We start from the raw sequence: 22778 nt of genomic DNA on the forward strand, positions 1-22778 counted from the left end.
ACCAGTCCACCGCCAAACGGCGGTGCACTGGCCGACAACTTGCAGGACTTACTGCTTGTTGTTGTCTTTCACTTCTTCGAACTCGGCGTCCACCACGTCGTCGTGCTTGGCTTCCGGCTCGGCCTGCTGCGCGCCGCCCTGAGGCTGTTCGGCCGACTGCTCGGCGTACATTTTCTGGGCAACCGGTGCAGAGACCTTGGACAGCTCTTCGACCTTGGCGTCGATGGCAGCCTTGTCGTCGCCTTTGACGGCGGTTTCCAGGGCAACCACGGCCGCTTCGATGGCAGTCTTCTCTTCAGCGGTGACCTTGTCACCCGCGTCAGCGACCATCTTGCGGGTCGAGTGAACCAGTGCATCACCCTGGTTACGGGCAGCGGCCAGTTCTTCGAACTTGCGGTCTTCCTCGGCATTGGCCTCGGCGTCACGCACCATGCGCTCGATTTCGTCGTCCGACAGGCCGGAGTTGGCCTTGATGACGATGGACTGCGACTTGCCGGTGGCCTTGTCTTTGGCGCTGACGTGCAGGATGCCGTTGGCGTCGATGTCGAAGGTCACTTCGATCTGCGGCACGCCACGTGGCGCTGGCGGAATGTCAGCCAGGTCGAACTTGCCCAGCGACTTGTTCTGTGCCGCCTGCTTGCGCTCGCCTTGCAGCACGTGAATGGTCACCGCCCCCTGGTTGTCGTCAGCAGTCGAGAACACCTGCGACTTCTTGGTCGGGATGGTGGTGTTCTTCTCGATCAGCGAAGTCATCACGCCGCCCATGGTTTCGATACCGAGGGTCAGCGGGCTGACGTCCAGCAGCAGGACGTCCTTCACGTCACCGGCCAAGACTGCGCCCTGGATGGCAGCACCCATGGCGACGGCTTCGTCCGGGTTCACGTCCTTGCGCGCTTCCTTGCCGAAGAAGTCGGCAACGGCTTTCTGAACCAGCGGCATACGGGTCTGACCGCCGACCAGGATCACGTCGTCGATCTTGCTGGCGTCGATACCGGCGTCCTTGAGCGCGATGCGGCAAGGCTCGATGGTGCGGCTGACCAGGTCCTCGACCAGCGATTCCAGCTTGGCGCGGGAAATCTTCACGTTCAGGTGCTTCGGACCGGTTGCATCTGCAGTGATGTACGGCAGGTTGACGTCGGTCGACTGGGCCGAAGACAGCTCGATCTTGGCCTTTTCAGCAGCTTCCTTCAGGCGCTGCAGGGCCAGTGGATCGTTCTTCAGGTCCATGCCGGACTCTTTCTTGAACTCGTCGACGAGGTAGTCGATCAGGCGCATGTCGAAGTCTTCGCCACCCAGGAAGGTGTCGCCGTTGGTGGCCAGTACTTCAAACTGGTGCTCGCCGTCGACTTCGGCAATTTCGATGACCGAAACGTCGAAGGTACCACCACCCAGGTCATAGACGATCACGGTGTGGTCGCCCTTGGCCTTGTCCATGCCGTAGGCCAGTGCAGCGGCGGTCGGCTCGTTGATGATGCGCTTGACGTCCAGACCGGCGATGCGGCCGGCGTCCTTGGTGGCCTGACGCTGGCTGTCGTTGAAGTAGGCCGGTACGGTGATGACCGCTTCGGTCACAGGCTCGCCGAGGTAGTCTTCGGCGGTCTTCTTCATTTTCTTCAGAACTTCGGCGCTGATCTGCGGTGGCGCCATGTCCTTGCCGCTGGCCTGGACCCAGGCGTCGCCGTTGCTGGCCTTGACGATCTTGTAAGGCACCAGCTTGATGTCTTTCTGTACGACGTCTTCTTCGAAGCGGCGGCCGATCAGGCGCTTGACTGCGAACAGGGTGTTGTGCGGGTTGGTCACGGCCTGGCGCTTGGCCGACTGGCCGACCAGGATTTCACCATCGTTGGCGTATGCCACGATCGATGGGGTGGTACGCGCACCCTCGACGTTCTCGATGACCTTGACGTTACCGTTTTCCAGCACGGAGACGCACGAGTTGGTGGTCCCCAGGTCGATACCGATGATCTTGCCCATGTTAACTCTCCCGAAACTTGAATGAGGTAGCAGCGGCTACTGCGGCCAACTGCGGTAATACTTGAAGGCTTGACACCTAGATGGGGATGCCCGAAAGGATTTCAAGCCTTTTCATCGATAGAAGGTTGCGCTGCGCTCGGCGCCTTGCTGACCACCACCATGGCGGGGCGCAGCAGGCGGCCATTGAGCAGGTAGCCCTTCTGGAACACGTTCAGTACGCTGTTGGGTTCGACCTCGGCGTTTTCCTGCATGGCCATGGCCTGGTGGTGCTCAGGGTTGAACGGCTGACCATGCGGATCGATGGCTTCGAGGTTGTAGCGCTTGAGGGTGTCCTGGAACATCTTCAGGGTCAGCTCGACGCCCTCGCGGATCTGCTTGACGTGTTCGTCCTGGGCGCTGGAGTGAGTCAGGGCCAGTTCCAGGCTGTCGATCACAGGCAGCAGGTCGGTGGAGAACTTCTCCAGGGCGAACTTGTGCGCCTTTTCCACATCCTGCTCGGCACGCCGGCGAATGTTCTGCAGTTCGGCCACGGTACGCAGTGACTGGTCCTTGGCCGCGGCCAGCTGTTCTTCGAGTTCCAGCACGCGGGCATCAGCTGCGTTGTCGGCACCGGTTTGCTCGACGTTGAGGTCTTTCTCGTTCAGCTGCTCATCAGCCATGGGATATCTCCTGCGCAATTTGGTGGACTGCGAGCCAGGCTCGCCGGTGATGTGGCGTATATGGGGCCGGAAAATACAGCTTCAAGGGGCAGCCTGGTTTTTACGCCTTGAAGCGTTTGCACCAAAAGGGCATTGGCAGGCTGGAAAAAACTACTGTATAAATAACCAGACATGACTTTCTGGAGTCGCCCTCATGCTGGTGCACCTGTCCATTCACAACTACGCCATCGTCGAACACCTCGACCTGGAAATCGCCCGCGGCATGTCCGTGATCACGGGCGAGACAGGTGCGGGCAAGTCGATCATGCTCGATGCCCTGGGCCTGGCCCTGGGCGACCGCGCCGACAGCGGCGTGGTACGCCCCGGCACCGACAAGGCCGACATCCTCGCCACGTTCGACCTGGTCGACATCCCCGAGGCCCACACTTGGCTCGCCGAACGTGACCTGGCCAGCGATGGGCTGTGCATCCTGCGGCGTGTCATCACTGCCGAAGGCCGCAGCCGTGGCTATATCAACGGTACGCCCTGCCCCCTCGGTGACCTCAAGGCTCTGGGCGAGCTGCTGATCGACATCCACAGCCAGCACGAGCACCAGTCCCTGCTCAAGGCCGATACCCACCGGCGCCTGCTCGACGAGTACGCCGGGGCCATCGACCTGGCCCGGCAAGTGCAGATGGCGGCCAAGCGCTGGAACCAGACCCGGCTCGAACTGGAGCGCCTGTCCAATTCCGGCGACGAACAGCGTGCCCGTCACCAACTGCTCAGCTACCAGCTCGAAGAGCTGGACAACCTAGGCCTGGGCGAAAACGAGCTGGAGCACCTGGAGCAGGAGCACAAGAACCTCACCAGCGCCGAGGCCCTGTTCGGCATTTGCCGCCAGGTCATCGACCAGTGCAGTGAAAGCGATTCGGGCAATGTGCTTGGCGCGCTCACCTCCAGCCTCAACCGGCTGGGCGCTGCCAGCAACGCCCCCAAGGCACTGTCGGAAGCGGCCAACCTGATTGCCAGCGCGCAGATTCAGGTGGAAGAAGCCGTGGGCGAACTCAACCGCTTCCTCGACAATTTCGATGCCGACCCCATGCGCCTCCAGGCCCTGGAAGAGCGCCTCGACACTATCTACACCCTGGCGCGCAAACACCGGGTGCACCCCACGGAGCTACCGCACCTGCAGCAGCAGTTGATGGAGGAGCTCGAAGGGCTCAACGCCAGCGATGAATCCCTGGAGCGCCTGGGCGAAGAAATGGCTGCATTCGCTCAGCACTATAAAGAGAAGGCCCGCGAACTGAGCGGGTTGCGTCAGCATGCCGCCAAGCAACTGGCAGAGGCGGTCGAGCAGGAAATCCAGCGCCTGGGCATGCCCGGTGGCCGCTTCTGCATTCAGCTCACGCCCAATGACACGGCCGACCTATCACCCAATGGGCTGGAGCAGATCGAATTGCTGGTCAGCGCCAACCCCGGCCAGCCTCTCAAGGCGCTGTCCAAAGTCGCCTCGGGCGGCGAACTGTCCCGGATCAGCCTGGCGATCCAGGTCATTACGGCACAGACGTCGCGCATCCCTACCCTGGTATTCGACGAAGTGGACGTGGGTATCGGCGGGCCTACGGCGGAAATCGTGGGCCAGCTGTTGCGTCGCCTGGGCGAACGCGGCCAGGTGCTGACCGTCACCCACCTGCCTCAGGTAGCCGCCCAAGGGCATCACCACCTGTTCGTGCACAAGGTCCGCGAGAGCGATACCACGCACACGGCCGTGGCCAGCCTTGGCAAACGCGAGCGGGTCGAAGAAGTGGCGCGCATGCTGGGTGGCATCGACCTGACCAAGGAATCGCTGGCCCATGCGCGCAAGATGGTGGTCAGCGGCAAGGCCTGAGGCACTTCGGCACAGGGCCGGAATAACGGTCACCACCACCGTTTGCAGAAAAAACAAAGGCGACCCCAGGGTCGCCTTTGCTGTTCAGAACGAAGTAATCGTTACTTCTTCTTACGCACATAAAGGACCAGGTTGTGGTCCACCAGCTCGAAACCATGCTCTTCGACGATTTCACGCTGACGCTTCTCGATCTCGGCGTCCATGAACTCGATGACTTCACTGGTATCCACGTTGACCATATGGTCGTGGTGACCGCCATCGGCCAGTTCGAACACCGCATGACCGCCGTCGAAGTTGTGGCGAACCACCAGACCCGCTGCTTCGAACTGGGTCAGTACACGGTACACGGTGGCCAGGCCAACATCCTCGCCTGCCTCCATGAGGGCCTTGTACACATCTTCGGCGCTCATGTGACGCTGCTCGGCAGAGTCGAGCATTTGAAGGATCTTGACTCGAGGCAGGGTCACCTTGAGACCGGCTTTGCGCAATTCGCTATTTTCAACCATGGTCAGCTTTCTCGCCGATGCTGCTTCGCAGCTTCTCTTAATACGGGTATGATCGGTGTTTACGTTGTCCAGCCAAGATAGTGGAAGTCGCCCACCGATGCAAAACACCAAGCTCTTGCTAACCAGCCTCACCTTCGTGGGACTGCTCGCACTCGCCGGTTGCTCGTTTCCCGGGGTTTACAAAATCGACATCCAGCAGGGCAATGTCGTCACGCAGGACATGATAGACCAATTGCGTCCGGGAATGACCCGGCGGCAAGTGCGGTTTATCATGGGCAACCCTCTGATTCAGGATACGTTCCACACCAACCGGTGGGACTACCTATACAGCCTGCAACCTGGTGGCGGTCAGCGCCAACAGGAACGCATGAGCATTTTCTTCAATGAAAGCGACCAGCTGGTAAGCCTGTCTGGCGACTTCATGCCGGGCGTCAGCCGCGACCAGGAAATCCTTGGTGGCAGCGGCGACACCACGGTCAGCCCAGGTGCCAACGGCGAGCAGCCGGCAGCCCAACCGGAAGAAAAACCGGCCAAACCAGGCTCGGTCGAGGAATCCATCCAGCGCGAGATCGACACCATCGAAACCACGCCAGTGCCTACACCGGCACCGCTGGAAACGCGCTAAACGCGCTGATACGAAAAAGCCCGGACAGTGTCCGGGCTTTTTCATTGCTGCAAGAGACGCTTCCAATCGAGCGTCATCGCTCCCTGCCACTTGAGTGTGGCCATACCTCGATTGCAACCCTTAGGAAGCAGCGTACAACTGCTTGGCACGCTCGCAAAACGCATCCACCAGGGTATTGGCGGCCTGATTGAACAGCGGCCCCAAGGTGGCGCGCACCAATGAGCCGGCATAGTCGAACGACAAGTCCAGGCTGATCTTGCAGGCCTTCTCACCCAAGGGCTTGAACACCCAGATGCCGTGCAGCTGAGAGAACGGCCCCTCCTCCAGGTTCATCTCGATGGATTGCCCCGGCACCAGCACATTACGGGTAACGAAGTGCTGGCTGATACCGCCTTTGGCCACCTCGAGCTTGGCGCGCATGTGGGTTTCGCTGGCTTCGAGCACCGTCGAGTCGGAACACCAGGGCAAGAAGTCCGGGTAGCTGGCCACATCGTTTACCAGGTCGTACAAGGCCTGGGCGGGGTATGGCAGCAGGGCGGAGCGTTGAATATGGGTAGTCATCCAGGCGTCACTTCCAAGGCTGGGTGGCGGTGCTTCGCAGCATTCCGATTACAGGTTCTGTACCTATGACAGTGCAGGTATTGTCCGGTATTCATTCCAGTGGCTCAAGCACGCAGAAATCCCATAGCGGACGACGCGCGGACTTGCCTATAATGCCGTCCCTATGGCTAAGCAAAAAAAACATCCGACCGGGACCATCGCGCAGAACAAGAAAGCGCGACACGATTACTTCATCGAGCACAAGTTCGAGGCCGGGCTGGTCCTGTCCGGCTGGGAAGTAAAAAGCCTGCGAGCCGGCAAGGCGCACCTCGTTGACAGCTATGTGCTGCTCAAGGACGGTGAGGCCTGGCTGTTCGGCAGCCACATCACCCCGCTGACCACAGCCAGCACCCACGTCATCGCAGACCCCATCCGCACCCGCAAGCTGCTGCTCAACAAGCGTGAGCTCGAGCGCCTGGAAGCGGCCGTGGCGCAGAAGGGTTATACCTGCGTGGCATTGGCGCTGTACTGGAGCAAGCACCTGATCAAGTGCGAAATCGCACTGGGCAAGGGCAAGAAGGAATACGACAAGCGCGATACCGTGCGCGAACGCGATTCCAACCGCGAGCTGCAGCGGGCCGTACGCAACAAGGGCAAGGAAGACTAACGTTTGCCCCCTTCCCCGCCGAGTGATGATACGGGCAGCTAGTTGCCCGATCTGTTCCTCAAAGGGATGTGTACTTGCCATGAACAGCACGTCGCCCGCAGCGGCCTGCTGTTCACGCGCACACTCGCCTGCACAAATACCCCTAGTGCCCGTTGCGCCGCTCCGCCCGCGCGACCCGCTGCGCCTCTTCGTGCGCCTCTTCAAGCACCTCCTGCACGTACAGAATGTGCCGGCTGGACACCTCCCGCGCATCCTCGGCCCGACCTTCGACAATCGCCAGGTACAACTCCCGGTGCTGACTGATCAGCATGTCGCGCGTTTCGCTGCGTTGCTGATACATGCCCCCGATGTTGGTGACCACGTTGCGCTTGAGCAAGTCGAACAACCCGCGGATGGTATGCAGCAGCACGGCATTGTGACTGGCCTCGGCAATGGCCAGGTGAAAACGCGCATCGGCGGCGCCTTCTTCGGCCCGTGTGACCTCCCCTGCCCGCGCGTAGCAGTCCTGCAGCACGTCGAACGCCTCCTTCAAGCGAGCCCGGTCGGGTGCAGTGGCGCGCTGGGCAGCGTAATAGGCACAAGACGCCTCCAGGGTGTGGCGGAACTCCAGCAGGTCGTGTTGCGCTTGGGGGCTGTGTTCGAGCAGTTGCAACAACGGGTCGCTGAACGTGGAGCCCAGCGACTGCGCCACATAGTTGCCGCCGCCCTGCTTGCTGACCAGCAAGCCCTTGGCCACCAGCTTCTGGATCGCTTCGCGCAGCGACGGGCGTGACACCCCGAACTGCTCGGCCAGCACGCGTTCGGCCGGCAGCCGCTGGCCCGACGTCAACGTGCCTTCCAGAATCATCCCTTCCAACCGATCGACAATGTCGTCGGACAGGCGCCGCTGGCGGACCTGATCAAAAACCATCACACGCTCTCCACGAATCCCGGCTGATATCCGGGGCATCCATTCTCGCCGATCCGCAGCCGGCCGACACCCACCAGCGCTCGTTTTTCATGCCACATCACCTGCCCGCTTATCGGCATTCGACCAAAGTGCTGCCTCGGACAAATTGACACACCCCCGTGTGCGCTTTTAACCTAGCGGCGAGCCATTGTAAATTGGTCTTACCAATTATCCAGGGCCAGCGCATGACCAACAACAATTAGGGGCCACCCCATATGCAAACCTGGCAACAACTCTACAGCCCGCTGGGCAGTCTCGGCCTGTCCGCCCTGGCGGCGGTCATCCCCATCGTATTCTTCTTCCTGGCCCTGGCCGTCTTCCGCCTCAAAGGCCACGTCGCCGGCAGCATCACCTTGGGTCTGTCGATCCTGGTGGCGATCTTCGCCTTCAAGATGCCTGTCGACATGGCTCTGGCCGCTGCCGGCTACGGCTTCCTCTATGGTCTGTGGCCCATCGCCTGGATCATCGTCGCGGCCGTGTTCCTGTACAAACTCACGGTCAAGAGCGGCCAGTTCGAGGTGATCCGCAGCTCGGTGCTGTCGATAACCGACGATCAGCGCTTGCAGGTGCTGCTGATCGGTTTCTGCTTTGGCGCCTTCCTGGAAGGGGCGGCCGGCTTTGGTGCGCCGGTAGCGATCACCGCCGCGCTGCTGGTGGGCCTTGGCTTCAACCCGTTGTACGCGGCAGGCCTGTGCTTGATCGCGAACACCGCACCGGTCGCTTTCGGCGCGCTGGGCATCCCGATCATCGTGGCAGGCCAGGTCACCGGCATCGACGCCTTCCACATCGGCGCCATGACCGGTCGCCAGCTGCCGTTGCTGTCGCTGTTCGTGCCTTTCTGGCTGGTGTTCATGATGGACGGCCTGCGCGGCGTGAAAGAAACCTGGCCCGCAGCCCTGGTGGCCGGCCTGAGCTTCGCCGTCACCCAGTACTTCACCTCGAACTTCATCGGCCCGGAACTGCCGGACATCACCTCGGCCCTGGCCAGCCTGATCGCCCTGACCCTGTTCCTGAAAGTGTGGCAGCCCAAGCGCTCGTTCGCAGCGGCCACTGGCAGCGTTGGCGCGGCCGTGGTGCAAACCGGTGGCAGCCAGCCAAGCCCCTACAGCCTGGGTGAAATCTTCAAAGCCTGGTCGCCGTTCCTGATTCTCACGGTGCTGGTCACGATCTGGACCCTCAAGCCCTTCAAAGCCGCGTTCGCCCCGGGCGGTGCGATGTACAACTTCGTGTTCAACTTCGCCATCCCGCACCTCGACCAACTGGTGATCAAGACCGCCCCCATCGTGGCCGCGCCTACGGCCATGCCGGCCGTGTTCAAGCTCGACCCGATTTCTGCCACGGGCACCGCGATTTTCCTGTCGGCGCTGATCTCCATGGCCGTGCTCAAGATCAACCTCAAAACTGGTCTGACCACTTTCAAGGAAACCCTGTACGAGCTGCGCTGGCCCATCCTGTCCATTGGCATGGTGCTGGCCTTCGCTTTCGTGACCAACTACTCCGGCATGTCCTCGACCATGGCCCTGGTACTGGCTGGCACCGGCGCAGCGTTCCCGTTCTTCTCGCCGTTCCTGGGCTGGCTGGGGGTGTTCCTGACCGGTTCGGACACCTCCTCCAATGCCCTGTTCAGCTCGTTGCAAGCCACCACCGCACACCAGATCGGCGTGAACGACACCCTGCTGGTTGCAGCCAACACCAGCGGCGGCGTGACCGGCAAGATGATCTCGCCGCAGTCGATCGCCGTGGCGTGCGCCGCCACCGGCCTTGTGGGCAAGGAGTCCGACCTGTTCCGCTTCACCGTCAAGCACAGCCTGTTCTTCGCCACCATCGTCGGCCTGATCACCTTGGTGCAGGCCTACTGGCTGACCGGCATGCTGGTTCATCACTAAAGTGAAAGGGGCCGGGCAGCCCACATTGCCCGGCCTTACTCACCTGCCAAGCTGCGAGAGCCCATGATCATTTCTGCCTCTACCGATTACCGCGCCGCCGCCCAACGCAAGTTGCCGCCCTTCTTGTTCCACTATGCCGACGGCGGCGCCTACGCCGAGTACACGCTGCGCCACAACGTTTCGGACCTGGCCAGCATCGCCCTGCGCCAGCGCGTGCTGAAGAACATGTCCGAACTCAGCCTGCAGACCGAGCTGTTCGGTGAAACCCTGAGCATGCCCGTGGCCCTGGCCCCGGTCGGCCTGACCGGCATGTACGCCCGTCGTGGCGAAGTGCAGGCGGCCCGTGCGGCGGCCGCCCACGGCATCCCGTTCACGATGTCCACCGTTTCGGTCTGCCCCATCGAAGAAGTGGCCCCGGCCATCGACCGGCCGATGTGGTTCCAGCTGTACGTGCTCAAGGACCGCGGCTTCATGCGCAATGCCCTGGAGCGCGCCAAGGCCGCCGGCGTTCGCACCCTGGTGTTCACCGTCGACATGCCTACTCCCGGCGCCCGCTACCGTGATGCCCACTCGGGCATGAGCGGCAAGAACGGCCCGCTGCGGCGTATGCTGCAAGCCATGACCCACCCGCAGTGGGCATGGGACGTGGGCGTCATGGGCCGCCCGCACGACCTGGGCAACATCTCCACCTACCGGGGCAACCCCACCGGCCTGGCCGACTACATCGGCTGGCTGGCCAACAACTTCGACCCGTCCATTTCCTGGCGCGACCTGGAGTGGATCCGCGAGTTCTGGGACGGCCCGATGATCATCAAAGGCATCCTCGACGCCGACGATGCCCGCGATGCGGTCAAGTTCGGCGCCGACGGCATCGTCGTGTCCAACCACGGTGGCCGCCAGCTCGACGGCGTGCTATCCAGTGCCCGCGCCTTGCCGGCGATTGCCGACGCGGTGAAGGGCGACCTGAAGATCCTGGCTGACTCCGGCATTCGCAGCGGCCTGGACGTGGTGCGCATGATCGCCCTGGGCGCGGACACCGTGCTGATCGGCCGGGCCTTCCTGTATGCCCTGGCAGTTCATGGCCAGGCGGGGGTGAAGAACCTGCTGGAGCTGTTCGAGAAAGAAATGCGCGTGGCCATGGTGCTGACCGGCACCAAGTCCATCGGCGAGATCACCCGCGACTCGCTGGTACGCGAACTGGGCGCCTGAGCGCCTGCCTGAAACACCGCCTGATTACCGGGGCACGCGCCGCACCAGACGTCGCGGCCCCGCGAGGAGACTGCATGAGCCTGCCTGCTGCGTTTCTGCGCGATGCCGAGCGCCTGATACCTGCCGAGCGTCGCTTCGACGACCCGACCTCTACTCTGGCCTTCGGCACCGATGCCAGCTTCTATCGCCTGATCCCCAAGCTGGTGGTGCGCGTGGAGTCCGAGGCCGAGGTGGTCGGCCTGATCAAGCTGGCCCAGCGTGAGCGAGTGCCCATCACCTTCCGCGCTGCCGGCACCAGCTTGTCCGGCCAGGCCATCAGCGATTCGGTCCTGATCGTGCTGGGCGATAACTGGAACGGGCGCGAGGTGCGCGGCCAGGGCGAGCAGATCAGGCTGCAGCCGGGTGTCATCGGCGCCCAGGCCAATGCCTGGCTGGCGCCGTTCGGGCGCAAGATCGGCCCGGACCCCGCCTCGATCAATGCTTGCAAGATTGGCGGCATCGTCGCCAACAACGCCAGCGGCATGTGCTGCGGCACGGCGCAGAACACCTACCACACCCTGGCCGGCCTGCGCCTGGTGCTGGCCGACGGCACCTGCCTGGACAGCGAGGACCCGGCCAGCGTCGCAGCCTTCCAGAAAAGCCACGCCACCTTGCTCGACGCCCTCGCCCGCCTGGGCCGGGAGACCCGCGCCAACACGGCCCTGGCCGAGCGCATCCGGCACAAGTACCGGCTCAAGAACACCACCGGCCTGTCGCTCAATGCCCTGGTGGATTTCGACCAGCCGCTCGACATCCTGCAGCACCTGCTGGTCGGCTCCGAGGGCACCCTGGGTTTCATCAGCGCGGTGACCTACGACACCGTGCCCGACCACCCACACAAGGCCAGCGCCCTGCTGGTGTTCCCCAGTGTCGAAAGCTGCTGCCGCGCCGTGCCGATCCTCAAGCGCCAGCCCGTGTCGGCGGTGGAGTTGCTGGACCGGCGCAGCCTGCGCTCGGTGCAGGACATGGCCGGCATGCCGGTATGGGTCAAGGGCCTGTCGGCCAACGCCTGCGCGCTGTTGATCGAATCCCGCGCCGCCAGCCAGACCCTGCTGCACGAGCAGGTGCACCAGGTGATGGCCTCGATTGCCGAGTTCCCCCTGGAACAGCAAGTGGATTTCAGCGAAGACCCGGTGGTGTACAACCAGCTGTGGAAGATCCGCAAGGACACCTTCCCCGCCGTGGGCGCCGTGCGCCAGACCGGCACCACGGTCATCATCGAAGACGTCACCTTCCCCGTCGAGCAACTGGCCGAGGGCGTCAACCGCCTGATCCAGCTGTTCGACCAGCACCGCTACGACGAGGCGATCATTTTCGGCCATGCGCTGGAAGGCAACCTGCACTTTGTCTTCACCCAGGGTTTCAACAGCGCCGAGGAAGTGGCTCGCTACCAGGCTTTCATGGACGACGTGGCGCAGTTGGTGGCCGTGGAGTTCGGCGGCTCGCTCAAGGCCGAGCACGGCACCGGCCGCAACATGGCGCCCTTCGTGGCGCTCGAATGGGGGCATGATGCCTACCAGCTGATGTGGCAGCTCAAGCGCCTGCTCGACCCTAACGGCATTCTCAACCCTGATGTGGTGCTCAGCGAAGACCCGGCCATTCACCTCAAGCACCTCAAGCCGCTGCCGGCTGCCGACGCAATCGTCGACAAGTGCATCGAATGCGGTTTCTGCGAGCCGGTGTGCCCGTCCAAGGGGCTGACCCTCAGCCCGCGCCAGCGCATCGTCATGTGGCGGGATATCCAGGCCAAGGAACGCAACGGCCAGGATACCCGCGCCCTGCGCGACACCTTCCAGTACCAGGGCATGGACACCTGCGCTGCCACGGGGCTGTGTGCCCAGCGCTGCCCGGTGGGCATCAACACCGGCGAGCTGGTCAAGAAGCTGCGCGCCCAGGCGGCCGAACATGGCAAGACCGCCGACTGGTTGGCCGAACACTTCAAGACGGCCATGGGCGGCGCGCGCCTGTCCCTGACCGCCGCCAATACAGCCCGCAAGCTACTGGGCGCGCCTCGTCTTAACCGCTTGAGCGCCGTCCTGAGCAAGACCAGCAAAGGCCGCGTGCCCCGCTGGACCCCGGCGATGCCCCAGCCTCTGCGCCCTGTGCGCGTAGGTGAGGCGAGCAACGACCCGCGCCCGCGCGTGGTCTACCTGGCTGCCTGCGTGTCCAAGGTCATGGGCCCTGCGTATGCCGATCGCGAGCAGAGCTCGTTGCTGGACAAAACCCGCAGCCTATTAGAGAAAGCGGGGTATCAGGTCGTCTTCCCGGAGAATGCCGAAAGCCTGTGCTGCGGCCAGCCCTTCGCCTCCAAAGGCTACCCCGAGCAGGCCGAACACAAGCGCCAGGAGCTGATCAATGCCCTGCTGCACGCCAGCCGTGGCGGCCTGGACCCGATCTATTGCGACACCAGCCCCTGCACGTTGCGCCTGGTCCAGGACCTGGGGGATACCCGTTTGGACCTGTACGACCCCGTGCGTTTCATCCGCACGCACCTGGTCGACCGGCTCACCTTCACCCCGCAGGATGAACCGGTGGCCGTGCATGTGACCTGCAGTACGCAGCACTTGGGCGAAAGCCAGGCCCTGATCGACCTGGCGCGGCGGTGCAGCACCCAGGTGGTGATACCGGAAGGCATTCATTGCTGCGGGTTTGCTGGCGACAAGGGCTTCACCACCCCGGAGCTCAATGCCCATGCCTTGCGCAGCCTGAAGGATGCCGTGCAGTACTGTGGTGAGGGTATTTCTACCAGCCGCACCTGTGAGATTGGCTTGTCGACCCACAGTGGCATCGATTATCACGGGCTGGTGTACCTGGTGGATCGGGTGACCCAGGCGCGGTAGCTGGAGCCCCGCGTTCGATGCTGGGAGCCTGGGGCCGCTGCGCGGCCCATCGCGGCACTAGGCCGCTCCCACAGTACATCCGAGCAGTATTCAAATACGCAAAACCCAGTGGAGCGGCCTTGCGCCGCGATGGGCCGCGCAGCGGCCCCGGTGATCTTCATCCGATACCCAACGGCACAGCAAACTCAGCAACAAGAAAGGGCTGCCAGGCAGCCCTTTCACACAGGTTATGAAACCTGCATCAAAAACCCCGACACCTCCGGTGCCAGGTCCCGACCCTCTCAGCCATAAACCGGATAACGACGGCACAGCGCAACCACCTGCTCACGCACATGGTGCCCCACCTCGTCACTGCGCCCGGTTTCCAGGGCATCGAGCACATCGCACAACCAGCCCGCCACCTGCTCGCACGCCTCGACATCGAACCCACGGGTGGTCACTGCCGGCGTACCGATGCGCAGCCCCGAGGTCACGAACGGCGAACGCGGATCGTTAGGCACCGAGTTCTTGTTGGCCGTGATATAGGCGCTGCTCAAGGCCGCATCGGCTTCCTTGCCGGTGTAGGGCTTGGCCGACAGGTCGATCAGCATCATGTGGTTGTCGGTCCCGTCCGACACGATCTTGTACCCGCGCGCCTGCAACACTTTGGCCATGGCCCGGGCATTGGTTACCACCTGGGTCTGGTAGCTGCGAAATGCCGGCGACAGCGCTTCCTTGAAGGCCACGGCCTTGGCCGCGATCTGGTGCATCAGTGGGCCGCCCTGGACACCAGGGAACACCGCCGAATCGAGCTTCTTGTAGAAACTCTCGTCCTGCCCCTTGGACAGAATCAGGCCGCCGCGTGGGCCGCGCAGGGTCTTGTGGGTGGTGCTGGTGACCACATGGGCGTGGGGCAGCGGGTCCGGGTATTCGCCAGCGGCAACCAGACCGGCCACGTGGGCCATGTCCACCCAGAAGATGGCCCCGACCTTGTCGGCGATGCTGCGCATGCGTGCCCAGTCCTTGTAGCGCGAGTAGGCCGAGAAACCACCGATGAGCATCTTCGGGCGGGTTTCCAGCGCGATGCGCTCCATCTCGTCATAGTCCAGAAAGCCCGTCTTCGGGTCCAGGCCGTAGGGCACGATCTTGTAGTGGCGGCCCGAGAAGTTGGCCGGGTTGCCGTGGGTCAGGTGCCCGCCCTGGGCCAGGTTCATGCCCATCACGGTGTCGCCTGGCTGGATCAGCGCCAAAAACACCGCCGCGTTGGCCTGGGCGCCAGCGTGGGGCTGCACGTTGGCGTAGTCGCAGTTGAACAGGGCCTTGACCCGCTCGATGGCCAGGCTTTCGGCCACGTCCACGTATTCACAGCCACTGTAGTAGCGCTTGCCGGGATAGCCCTCGGCGTATTTGTTGGTGAGCACCGTGCTCTGGATCTGCATCACCAATGGGCTGGCATAGTTCTCCGAGGCGATCAGCTCGATGTGGTCTTCCTGGCGATTCACTTCGTTGCGAATCGAGGCGTGCAGCTCTGGATCGAAGGCGTTGAGGGTCAGCGTCGAGTCGTACATGTATTAAGCGTCCTTGTTCTGAATCAGGCTTGGGATGACAGCAAGCAGGTCACGCGTGAAGCGATGTCGTCGATCTGCGCCTCGGAGCAGATCAGTGGCGGCAGCAGGCGCACCGTGGTACCTCGGGTGACGGTGATCAGCAGGTGTTGCTCGTCCCGGGCCCGGTCCACCAGTTCGGCGCAGGGGCGGTTGAGCTCGATACCGACCATCAGGCCCAGGCCGCGCACCGACACCACCTCAGGGTGCCCGGCCAGCGCCCGTTGCAGGGCCGCCAGCAAACGCTGGCCCAGCACCGCAGCCCGCTGCGGCAGGTGATCGCGCTGCATGATGTCCACCACCGTGCAGCCCACGCGGCATGCCAGCGGGTTGCCGCCGAAGGTGGAGGCATGGTGGCCAGGGGAGAACAGCTCGGCGGCCTTGCCACGGGCCAGGCACGCGCCGATGGGGAAGCCATTGCCCAAGGCCTTGGCCAAGGTGATGACATCGGGCTCGATGCCGGCGTGCTGGAAGCCGAACCAGGTGCCGGTACGGCCCATGCCGGTCTGCACCTCGTCGATCATCATCAGCCACTGGTGCGCGTCGCACAGCTGGCGCAGCGCTTGCAGATAGCCCGCCGACGCCGGGTGCACACCGCCCTCGCCCTGCACGGGCTCGACCAGCACGGCCACCACATTGGGCGAGTTGGCCGCGACCTGGCGCACGGCCTCGATGTCATCGTAGGGCACGCGGATGAAGCCTGGCATCAGTGGCTCGAAGCCGCGGTGAACGGCCGGGTTGCCGGTGGCGGCCAGGGTTGCCAAGGTGCGCCCATGGAAACTGTTTTCCATCACCAGCACCTGGGGTTGGGCGACGTTCCGGGCCGTGGCGTGCAAGCGCGCCAGCTTCAGCGCGGCCTCGTTAGCCTCGGCGCCGGAGTTGCAGAAGAACGCCCGCTCCATGCCCGAGAGCCGGCACAGGCGCTCGCCAAGCTGTTCCTGCCACGGGATACGAAACATGTTGGTGGTGTGCAGCAGCACGTCGGCCTGTTCGGCCAGGGCCGAGGCGATCTCGGGGTTGGCGTGCCCCAGGCTGGTCACGGCCACCCCGGCGATGGCGTCGAGGTACTCGACCCCGTGCGAATCCCACAACAGGGCGCCCTGGCCCCGGCTGAACGCAACCGGTTGGCGGGCTGAAGTGTGCATCAGGTAAGCGGGAGCAGCAGACATTGCAGGTTTCCTGTACAGAGGGGTCAGTGGCTGGTGGCCAGCGACGGGGTGGCTTCCTGGTGCGGCGCGGCATCGGCCGTGGGCCAGTAGTAGGCATCGGGCATGGCGCGGGCGCCGAAGATCGCCTGGCCGACGCGCACCACCGTGGCGCCCTCCTCGATGGCCACTTCGAAATCACCCGACATGCCCATCGACAGCTCCTGCAACGACACCCCTTCAGGCGCACTGGCGCGCAGCCGGTCGCGCAACTCGCGCAGCAACACGAAGCACGGGCGTACCCGCGCGGCGTCGGCCGAAAACAGCGCCAGGGTCATCAGGCCGCGCACACGCAGCGCCGGGAACGCTGGCAGCGCTTGCACAAATGCCGCCACGTCATCAGGCACCAGCCCGTACTTGCTGGCCTCACCGGAGGTATTGACCTGGACGAACACGTCCATCTGCCGCCCCTCAATGCGCAGGCGGCGGTCCAGCACCTCGGCGACCCGCAGGCTGTCCAGCGCCTGGAACTCGCTGGCAAAGCGCGCCACCTGCTTGGCCTTGTTGGTCTGCAGGTGGCCGATCACCGACCACTGCAAGTCTTGCAGGTCGGCCATGGCTTCCCACTTGCGCTGGGCCTCCTGCACCTTGTTCTCGCCCAGCAGGCGGCAACCGGCGGCATAGGCCAGGCGCAGATGCGCTTCGTCGAAGGTCTTGCTGACCGGCAGCAGGCGCACTTCGGCCGGGTCTCGCCCGACCCGCTCGCAGGCCCGGGCGATGCGCTCATGCACGGCGGCCAGGTTGCGGCGAAAATCCTCGACGGTGTTGGCCTGCGGGTAGCGGCCGTGGCGCGCATGCAGGGTGGTGAGGGCTTCGGCGTACTCGCTCATCAATTTGTCGCTCCTTTGGTGGGCACTGCTGCCGGTTCTGCCTGAACGGCCTTGGCCCGGCGAGGCAGGCGACCGTTGAGCACGGCGTAGGCCACAAGGCCGATCACCAGCCCCCAGAACGCACCGCCGATACCCAGCAGGGTGATATTGGCCGCACAGGCCAGGAAGGTGATCAACGACGCCTCGCGCGCTTTTGCATCGAGCATGGCATTGGCCAGGCTGCCGCCGATGGTGCCCAGCAGGGCCAGCCCCGCCAGGGTGGTGATGAAGGTAGCCGGGAAGGCCATGAACACCGCCGCCAGGGTCACCCCGAAGATGCCCACCAGGATGTAGAAGATGCCGGCGGCCACACCCGCCACCCAGCGCTTGGATGGGTCTTCGGACGCTTCCTTGCCGGTGCAGATGGCGGCAGTGATGGCGGCGATGTTGAAGGCGTGGGAGCCGAACGGTGCCATCAGCAGCGAGCCCAGCCCGGTGATGCCGAGGATCGGGTTGGCACTGGTGCGGAACCCGTCGTTGCGCAACACCAGCATGCCGGGCATGTACTGGCCGGTCAGGGTGATCAGGAACAGCGGCAGCGCCACGCTCAGCAGTGCGTTGAGCGAGAACTCGGGGCGGGTGAACACTGGCGTGGCGAATTCCAGGGACAGCCCAGCGAAATCGACCCGCCCCTGCATCACCAGGTAGACCAGCCCCAGTACCAGGATGCCGACCACCGCATAGCGGGCGCTCAGGCGCTTGAACACGATGTACGCCCCGATCAGCAGCCCGATCAGCAGCGGGTCGACGCTCATGCTGGCGAAGGCGCCGATACCGAACTGCAACAGGATGCCGCCCAGCAGGCCTGCGGCCACCCCTGGCGGAATCAGGCGCACGGCTTTTTCGAAGTAGCCCGACACGCCCAGCAGCACGAAGGCCACAGCTGACACCATGTACGCTCCCACCGCCTCGGCGTAGGGCGTGGTGGCCAGGGCCACGATCAGGAACGCCGCCGCTGGCGTGGACCAGGCGGTGATGATCGGCTCGCGGCTGACCCAGCTGAGCAGCAGCCCGGTCACGCCCACGCCGATGGACACCGACCATACCCAGGAGGCGGTCAGCTCCGGGCTGAGCCCTGCGACCTTGGCAGCCTGGAACACCAGAATGAAGGTGCCGCCATAGTTGACGATCACCGAAATGAGCCCGGCCACCACCGGGTGCAGCAGGTCCTGCAAGCGCAGGGGCGAGGGGGTACGAGTAGATGACATAGGTCTTGGCTCCTTGCTAGACGCTGTATCCGGCTGCGGTAGGCAGTCATTTATAGCCGCAGATTGGCTGGTTTTACCCCGACGCTTCGCCTAGGCAGACCAGACCACTTTCAGTGCACTCAACCGTACCTGCGGGCGAACGCCCCCATGAATTCGCAAAGGGCGGCCACCGCTTCGACGGAGATGGCGTTGTACAGGCTGGCGCGGATACCGCCGACGCTGGCGTGGCCCTTCAGGCCATGCAGCCCGGCCGCCTCGGCCTCGCGCAGGAAAGCCGCTTCAAGGGCTTGATCGGCCAGTCGGAACGGCACGTTATTGATCGAGCGGTAGGCCGGCTGCACCGGGTTGCGGTAGAAGCCGTCGCTGCCGTCAAGGGTTTCGTACAACAGGCTGGCCTTGGTCTGGTTGCGCTGGTGCAGCACCTGCAAGCCCCCACTGCGCTTGATCCATTGCAACGTCAGGCCGGTCAGGTACCAGGGGAAGGTGGCGGGCGTGTTGAGCATCGACTGGGCATCGCTGATACACGCGTAGTTGAGAATGTCCGGGGTGAACCCGTGGCAGCGGTCCAGCAGCGCCGGGTCCATGATGACCACCGTCAGCCCGGCCACGCCCATGTTCTTCTGGGCGGCGGCATACACCAGGCCATGGCGGGCGATGTCGATGGGCTTGGACAGCAGGCTCGAACAGGCATCGCACACCAGCGGCGCCTCGCTGGCGGGCGGCTCGGCGAACTGCACGCCGTGTACGGTTTCGTTCTCGGTGTAGTGCAGGTAGGCAGCCTTCGGGTTCAGCTGCCAGCCCTCGACCGCCGGCACCCGGTCAAAACCGGTGCCCTGGGCACTGGCGACCACACGTACCTCGCAATACTGGCGCGCCGCCTCGATCGCCTTGCCCGACCACAACCCGGTGTGCAGGTAGTCCACGCTGCCGTTGTCACCGGCCAGGTTCATGGGCACCTGGGCGAACTGCAACGAAGCGCCGCCCTGCACGAACAGCACCCGGTAGTGCGCCGGCACCTCCAGCAGCTCGCGCAGGTCGGCCTCGGTCTGCTCGGCAATGGCGCGGAAGATGGGCGAGCGGTGGCTCATCTCCATGATGGACATGCCCGTGCCGGCAAAATCGTGGAACTCGTCGTACGCCTGGTTGAGCACTTCCAGGGGGACTGCGGTGGGGCCTGCGCTGAAATTGTGTGACCGTGCCATGGGGGGTGGACTCCTGTGCGTGAACGCGCCGACGCGGTGAATACCAGGCCTGGCCTGGCTGGCGAAGGGCGGAGTCTACGGATAAACTGGCCTGCCCTTACCTGCCAGTTCATGGATGGAGAGCAGACCACATGGCGAAGACCTTCGCGCTGGACACCCTGAAGATTCGGCTCAACGACGCCGAATTTCAGCTGCTGGACCTGCACCAGCGCATTCAGCGCGCCTTGCGTGCGTTGATCCTGGATGGCGCCTTGGGCCCGAGCCTGAAACTGCCCTCCACCCGTGTGCTATCCAAGTCCCTGGGTTGTGCCCGCGATACCGTCGAAAACGCCTACGTGCAGCTGCACCGGGACGGTTTCATCGTGCGCCGCGGCGGCGCGGGCAGCTACGTGTGCGACACGGTGGGCGCCGAATTGCGCGGGGCCGGGCCACGCCGGCAACGCACGCAAGAGGTGCGGCGCAGCGTGGTCGCGCCCGGCGCCGAACTCAGCCAACGCGGGCGCATGATCTTCGAGACCGGTGGCGTGCGTGACCAGCAAGTGATCAAGGCCTTCGCCACCGGCCTGCCGGAAACCCGTAGCTTCCCCACCGACGTCTGGGAGCGGCTGCAACGCCAGGTGGTCAAGGACTACCGCGCCAGCGTCCTGCTGCACGGTGACCCACAAGGCGCCGAACCCCTGCGCAAGGCCATCGCCACCTACCTGAACCTCGAACGCGGGGCCACGTGCACACCCGACCAAGTGCTGGTGCTCAGCAGTACGCGCCAGGCGTTGTACCTGTGCGCGCAATTGCTGGTAGATGCCGGCAAACCCATCCTGCTGGAAAACCCTGGCTACTACGGCGCCCGCAAGGCGTTCGCCATCGCCGAAACCAAGGTGTTGCCCATCGACGTGGACGAACGGGGCATCCGCACCGACCTGCTGTTCGCCGACCGCAGCGGCGCCAACTGCGTGTACGTCACCCCCTCGCACCAGTACCCCACGGGCGCGACCCTGCCCCTGGAGCGCCGGCTGGAGCTGATCAACTGGGCCGCACAAAAAGCCAAGTGGATCATCGAGGACGACTACGACAGCGAGTTTCACTACGACGGCCAGCCCACCGCCTGCGTGCAGGGCCTGGACCGGTACCAGCGCACCCTGTACATCGGCACCTTCAGCAAGACCCTCTACCCTGGCCTGCGCATGGGCTACATCGTGCTGCCGCCCGAACTGGTCAAGCCCTTCGCCTATGCCCGCAGCATGATGGATGGCCACACCCCGCAGGTCTTGCAGTTGACCTTGGCGCGATTCATGGAGGACGGGCACTACAACGCCCACGTGCGTGCCATGCGCAAGTTGTACGCCGGGCGTCGGGCGGTGATGCACGATGCCATCGCCAAGTACCTGAGCCCGGTGGTCACCGCCCACCTGCCGCCAGGTGGCTTGCAGATCCCCTGCCTGCTCAAGCCAGGCTGGTCCGAAGAAAAGACCATTCGCCAGGCGGCCACAGCCGGCGTGCAGCTGTCGGGCCTGAGCAGCCTGTACCTGGGCGAGCCACAGAGCCATGGCTGGCTGCTGGGGTATTCCTCGCTCACGGCCTACGAGATCGAAGCGGCCATGCTGCGCCTGGCCAACGCCCTCAAGCTTTGAGCGCCGGGTTCAGTAAGGCAGCTTGAAACGCCGGGTCAGGTCGAAGATGCCCTCGCGGATCGAGCGCTCGGTGCGGCTGTCCATGGCACCGCTGCGCACACCCCCGAGCATGGCCAGGATCATGTCCCCTATCTCGCGGAACTCATCCTCGCCCATGCCCCGGGAGGTGCAGGCCGCGCTGCCCAGGCGAATGCCCGACGTGACGCTGGACTTGACCTCGTCACCGGGCACGACGTTACGGTTGACGGTGATGCCAATCGCCTCCAGCGCGCCTTCGGCGGCGTTACCGGCAAGGCCCCAGGGCCGCAGGTCGATCACCCCCAGGTGGCAGTCCGTGCCGCCCGATACCACCAGCAAGCCGCCTTCGGCCAACCGCCCGCACAAGGCCCGGGCATTGGCCACTACCGCATGGGCGTAGGGGCCAAAGCCCGGTTGCAGCGCCTCGCCCAGGGCCACGGCCTTGGCCGCGACTGTGTGCATCAGCGCAGCGCCTTGCAGGCCGGGGAACACCGCCGCGTTGATCCTGCGCGCCAGGGTCTGGTCGTTGCACAGGATCATCCCTCCGCGCGGGCCGCGCAGGGTCGCGTGGGTGCTCAGGGTGGTGACGTGGGCATGGGGCACTGGCGAAGGATAGGCGCCGCCTGCGACCAGCCCGGCGACGTGGGCGATGTCGGCCATCAGATACGCTCCCACCTCGTCGGCAATGGCGCGGAAACGGGCGAAATCCAGCGCGCGTGAGTAAGCCGACGCCCCGGCGATGATCAGCCGTGGCCGCTCACGGTGGGCGATGTGCGCCACCTGGTCCATGTCGACCAGGTGCGTCAGCGGGTGCACACCGTAGCTGACCGCCTGGAACCAGCGCCCGGACACGTTGAACGCCGCGCCGTGGGACAGGTGCCCGCCCGACTTCAGGTCCAGGCCGAGAATCTTGTCCTCCGGCTCCAGCAGCGCCAGAAACACCGCCTGGTTGGCCTGGTTGCCAGAGTGGGGTTGCACGTTGGCGTAGCTGCAGTCGAACAGCAGCCGGGCCCGCTCGGTGGCCAGGTCCTCGACCACATCCACATTGGCACAGCTGGCGTAATATCGCCGCCCCGGATACCCCTCGGCATACTTGTTGGTCAGCACCGACCCTTGCGCTTCGAGCACGGCGCGGCTGACCACGTTCTCGGCGGCGATCAACTCGATGGACTGCACCTGGCGCAGCCGCTCGGCATCGATGGCGGTCCACACCTCGCTGTCCACCTGCGGCAGCGCAGCGGCACTGATGCCCGGCAGCGCGTGGCCCTCTTTATAAGCGAAATGCGGCATGTGTACTCCTTGTC

18 protein-coding genes are annotated in these 22778 nt (G+C 64.2%); 7 read left to right on the forward strand and 11 right to left on the reverse strand.

Translation table 11 applies throughout. The features are described from left to right. Positions 1–48 precede the first annotated feature (48 nt). Together dnaK and grpE are read right to left on the reverse strand one after the other, a co-directional pair. Positions 49–1974: a molecular chaperone DnaK gene (gene dnaK, locus ACF8E5_RS08115; protein WP_058639199.1), complete on the reverse strand. Its 1926-nt coding sequence runs from the start codon at positions 1972–1974 to the stop codon at positions 49–51. 101 nt (positions 1975–2075) lie between these two features. Further along, positions 2076–2633, reverse strand: a complete 558-nt coding sequence (grpE, locus tag ACF8E5_RS08120; RefSeq protein ID WP_078477978.1) for a nucleotide exchange factor GrpE — start codon at positions 2631–2633, stop codon at positions 2076–2078. A 193-nt stretch (positions 2634–2826) separates the two neighbouring features. Here grpE and recN point away from each other — a divergent pair, with 193 nt between their 5' ends. After that, on the forward strand, positions 2827–4500 hold the full coding sequence (recN, locus tag ACF8E5_RS08125; RefSeq protein ID WP_023533129.1) for a DNA repair protein RecN: 1674 nt from the start codon (positions 2827–2829) through the stop codon (positions 4498–4500). A 101-nt stretch (positions 4501–4601) separates the two neighbouring features. Here the strand turns inward: recN and fur are convergent, their stop codons facing one another. Continuing rightward, positions 4602–5006 (reverse strand): ferric iron uptake transcriptional regulator, encoded by a 405-nt coding sequence (gene fur / locus ACF8E5_RS08130; protein WP_023533128.1) that lies wholly within the window; start codon positions 5004–5006, stop codon positions 4602–4604. A gap of 97 nt (positions 5007–5103) precedes the next feature. On the opposite strand from fur, the gene ACF8E5_RS08135 reads away from it, so the two are divergent. Continuing rightward, positions 5104–5631: an outer membrane protein assembly factor BamE gene (locus ACF8E5_RS08135; protein ID WP_023533140.1), complete on the forward strand. Its 528-nt coding sequence runs from the start codon at positions 5104–5106 to the stop codon at positions 5629–5631. 120 nt (positions 5632–5751) lie between these two features. Here the strand turns inward: ACF8E5_RS08135 and ACF8E5_RS08140 are convergent, their stop codons facing one another. Continuing rightward, on the reverse strand, positions 5752–6192 hold the full coding sequence (locus ACF8E5_RS08140) for a type II toxin-antitoxin system RatA family toxin (protein ID WP_023533169.1): 441 nt from the start codon (positions 6190–6192) through the stop codon (positions 5752–5754). A 163-nt stretch (positions 6193–6355) separates the two neighbouring features. On the opposite strand from ACF8E5_RS08140, the gene smpB reads away from it, so the two are divergent. Then, positions 6356–6838 carry an SsrA-binding protein SmpB gene (gene smpB, locus ACF8E5_RS08145; protein ID WP_023533119.1) on the forward strand — a complete coding sequence of 161 codons (483 nt, stop codon included), beginning with the start codon at positions 6356–6358 and terminating at the stop codon, positions 6836–6838. A gap of 142 nt (positions 6839–6980) precedes the next feature. Here smpB and ACF8E5_RS08150 read toward each other — a convergent pair whose 3' ends face one another. Beyond that, entirely contained in the window at positions 6981–7748 is a 768-nt protein-coding gene (locus ACF8E5_RS08150; RefSeq protein WP_058604769.1) for an FCD domain-containing protein, read from the reverse strand. Positions 7749–8002: 254 nt separating this feature from the next. On the opposite strand from ACF8E5_RS08150, the gene ACF8E5_RS08155 reads away from it, so the two are divergent. From ACF8E5_RS08155 to ACF8E5_RS08165, 3 genes are all read left to right on the forward strand, one after another. After that, the gene (locus ACF8E5_RS08155) at positions 8003–9673 is read left to right on the forward strand and encodes a lactate permease LctP family transporter (protein WP_058604770.1); all 1671 of its coding nucleotides are present in this window, start codon (positions 8003–8005) and stop codon (positions 9671–9673) included. A gap of 63 nt (positions 9674–9736) precedes the next feature. Beyond that, a complete protein-coding gene (gene lldD / locus ACF8E5_RS08160; RefSeq protein ID WP_100850852.1) occupies positions 9737–10882 on the forward strand; it encodes an FMN-dependent L-lactate dehydrogenase LldD in 1146 nt (381 codons plus the stop codon). 74 nt (positions 10883–10956) lie between these two features. Next, positions 10957–13761, forward strand: a complete 2805-nt coding sequence (locus tag ACF8E5_RS08165; RefSeq protein ID WP_196126293.1) for an FAD-binding and (Fe-S)-binding domain-containing protein — start codon at positions 10957–10959, stop codon at positions 13759–13761. Between the two features lie 281 nt (positions 13762–14042). On the opposite strand, the gene glyA is transcribed toward ACF8E5_RS08165, so the two are convergent. The 5 genes from glyA to serC form a co-directional block, all read right to left on the reverse strand. After that, entirely contained in the window at positions 14043–15308 is a 1266-nt protein-coding gene (gene glyA, locus ACF8E5_RS08170) for a serine hydroxymethyltransferase (RefSeq protein WP_078477975.1), read from the reverse strand. A 23-nt stretch (positions 15309–15331) separates the two neighbouring features. Further along, positions 15332–16513: an aspartate aminotransferase family protein gene (locus ACF8E5_RS08175; RefSeq protein ID WP_392475104.1), complete on the reverse strand. Its 1182-nt coding sequence runs from the start codon at positions 16511–16513 to the stop codon at positions 15332–15334. Positions 16514–16536: 23 nt separating this feature from the next. Continuing rightward, entirely contained in the window at positions 16537–17379 is an 843-nt protein-coding gene (locus ACF8E5_RS08180; protein ID WP_392475105.1) for a YggS family pyridoxal phosphate-dependent enzyme, read from the reverse strand. Continuing rightward, on the reverse strand, positions 17379–18626 hold the full coding sequence (locus ACF8E5_RS08185; protein WP_392475106.1) for a benzoate/H(+) symporter BenE family transporter: 1248 nt from the start codon (positions 18624–18626) through the stop codon (positions 17379–17381). Before ACF8E5_RS08185 ends, ACF8E5_RS08180 begins: the two co-directional genes overlap by 1 nt. A gap of 119 nt (positions 18627–18745) precedes the next feature. Next, positions 18746–19828: a 3-phosphoserine/phosphohydroxythreonine transaminase gene (gene serC, locus ACF8E5_RS08190; protein ID WP_182140080.1), complete on the reverse strand. Its 1083-nt coding sequence runs from the start codon at positions 19826–19828 to the stop codon at positions 18746–18748. A 131-nt stretch (positions 19829–19959) separates the two neighbouring features. Here serC and ACF8E5_RS08195 point away from each other — a divergent pair, with 131 nt between their 5' ends. After that, on the forward strand, positions 19960–21456 hold the full coding sequence (locus tag ACF8E5_RS08195) for a PLP-dependent aminotransferase family protein (protein ID WP_196185697.1): 1497 nt from the start codon (positions 19960–19962) through the stop codon (positions 21454–21456). 9 nt (positions 21457–21465) lie between these two features. On the opposite strand, the gene ACF8E5_RS08200 is transcribed toward ACF8E5_RS08195, so the two are convergent. After that, a complete protein-coding gene (locus tag ACF8E5_RS08200; protein ID WP_392475107.1) occupies positions 21466–22764 on the reverse strand; it encodes a serine hydroxymethyltransferase in 1299 nt (432 codons plus the stop codon). Positions 22765–22778 lie beyond the last annotated feature (14 nt).

This window comes from Pseudomonas sp. WSY_20 (assembly GCF_043104335.1).
GTDB lineage: Bacteria > Pseudomonadota > Gammaproteobacteria > Pseudomonadales > Pseudomonadaceae > Aquipseudomonas > Aquipseudomonas parafulva_B.

Coding starts and splice junctions, on each gene's coding strand:
- dnaK (WP_058639199.1), bottom strand. CDS start 1,974: ATGGGCAAGATCATCGGTATCGACCTGGGGACCACCAACTCGTGCGTC.
- grpE (WP_078477978.1), bottom strand. CDS start 2,633: ATGGCTGATGAGCAGCTGAACGAGAAAGACCTCAACGTCGAGCAAACC.
- recN (WP_023533129.1), top strand. CDS start 2,827: ATGCTGGTGCACCTGTCCATTCACAACTACGCCATCGTCGAACACCTC.
- fur (WP_023533128.1), bottom strand. CDS start 5,006: ATGGTTGAAAATAGCGAATTGCGCAAAGCCGGTCTCAAGGTGACCCTG.
- ACF8E5_RS08135 (WP_023533140.1), top strand. CDS start 5,104: ATGCAAAACACCAAGCTCTTGCTAACCAGCCTCACCTTCGTGGGACTG.
- ACF8E5_RS08140 (WP_023533169.1), bottom strand. CDS start 6,192: ATGACTACCCATATTCAACGCTCCGCCCTGCTGCCATACCCCGCCCAG.
- smpB (WP_023533119.1), top strand. CDS start 6,356: ATGGCTAAGCAAAAAAAACATCCGACCGGGACCATCGCGCAGAACAAG.
- ACF8E5_RS08150 (WP_058604769.1), bottom strand. CDS start 7,748: ATGGTTTTTGATCAGGTCCGCCAGCGGCGCCTGTCCGACGACATTGTC.
- ACF8E5_RS08155 (WP_058604770.1), top strand. CDS start 8,003: ATGCAAACCTGGCAACAACTCTACAGCCCGCTGGGCAGTCTCGGCCTG.
- lldD (WP_100850852.1), top strand. CDS start 9,737: ATGATCATTTCTGCCTCTACCGATTACCGCGCCGCCGCCCAACGCAAG.
- ACF8E5_RS08165 (WP_196126293.1), top strand. CDS start 10,957: ATGAGCCTGCCTGCTGCGTTTCTGCGCGATGCCGAGCGCCTGATACCT.
- glyA (WP_078477975.1), bottom strand. CDS start 15,308: ATGTACGACTCGACGCTGACCCTCAACGCCTTCGATCCAGAGCTGCAC.
- ACF8E5_RS08175 (WP_392475104.1), bottom strand. CDS start 16,513: ATGTCTGCTGCTCCCGCTTACCTGATGCACACTTCAGCCCGCCAACCG.
- ACF8E5_RS08180 (WP_392475105.1), bottom strand. CDS start 17,379: ATGAGCGAGTACGCCGAAGCCCTCACCACCCTGCATGCGCGCCACGGC.
- ACF8E5_RS08185 (WP_392475106.1), bottom strand. CDS start 18,626: ATGTCATCTACTCGTACCCCCTCGCCCCTGCGCTTGCAGGACCTGCTG.
- serC (WP_182140080.1), bottom strand. CDS start 19,828: ATGGCACGGTCACACAATTTCAGCGCAGGCCCCACCGCAGTCCCCCTG.
- ACF8E5_RS08195 (WP_196185697.1), top strand. CDS start 19,960: ATGGCGAAGACCTTCGCGCTGGACACCCTGAAGATTCGGCTCAACGAC.
- ACF8E5_RS08200 (WP_392475107.1), bottom strand. CDS start 22,764: ATGCCGCATTTCGCTTATAAAGAGGGCCACGCGCTGCCGGGCATCAGT.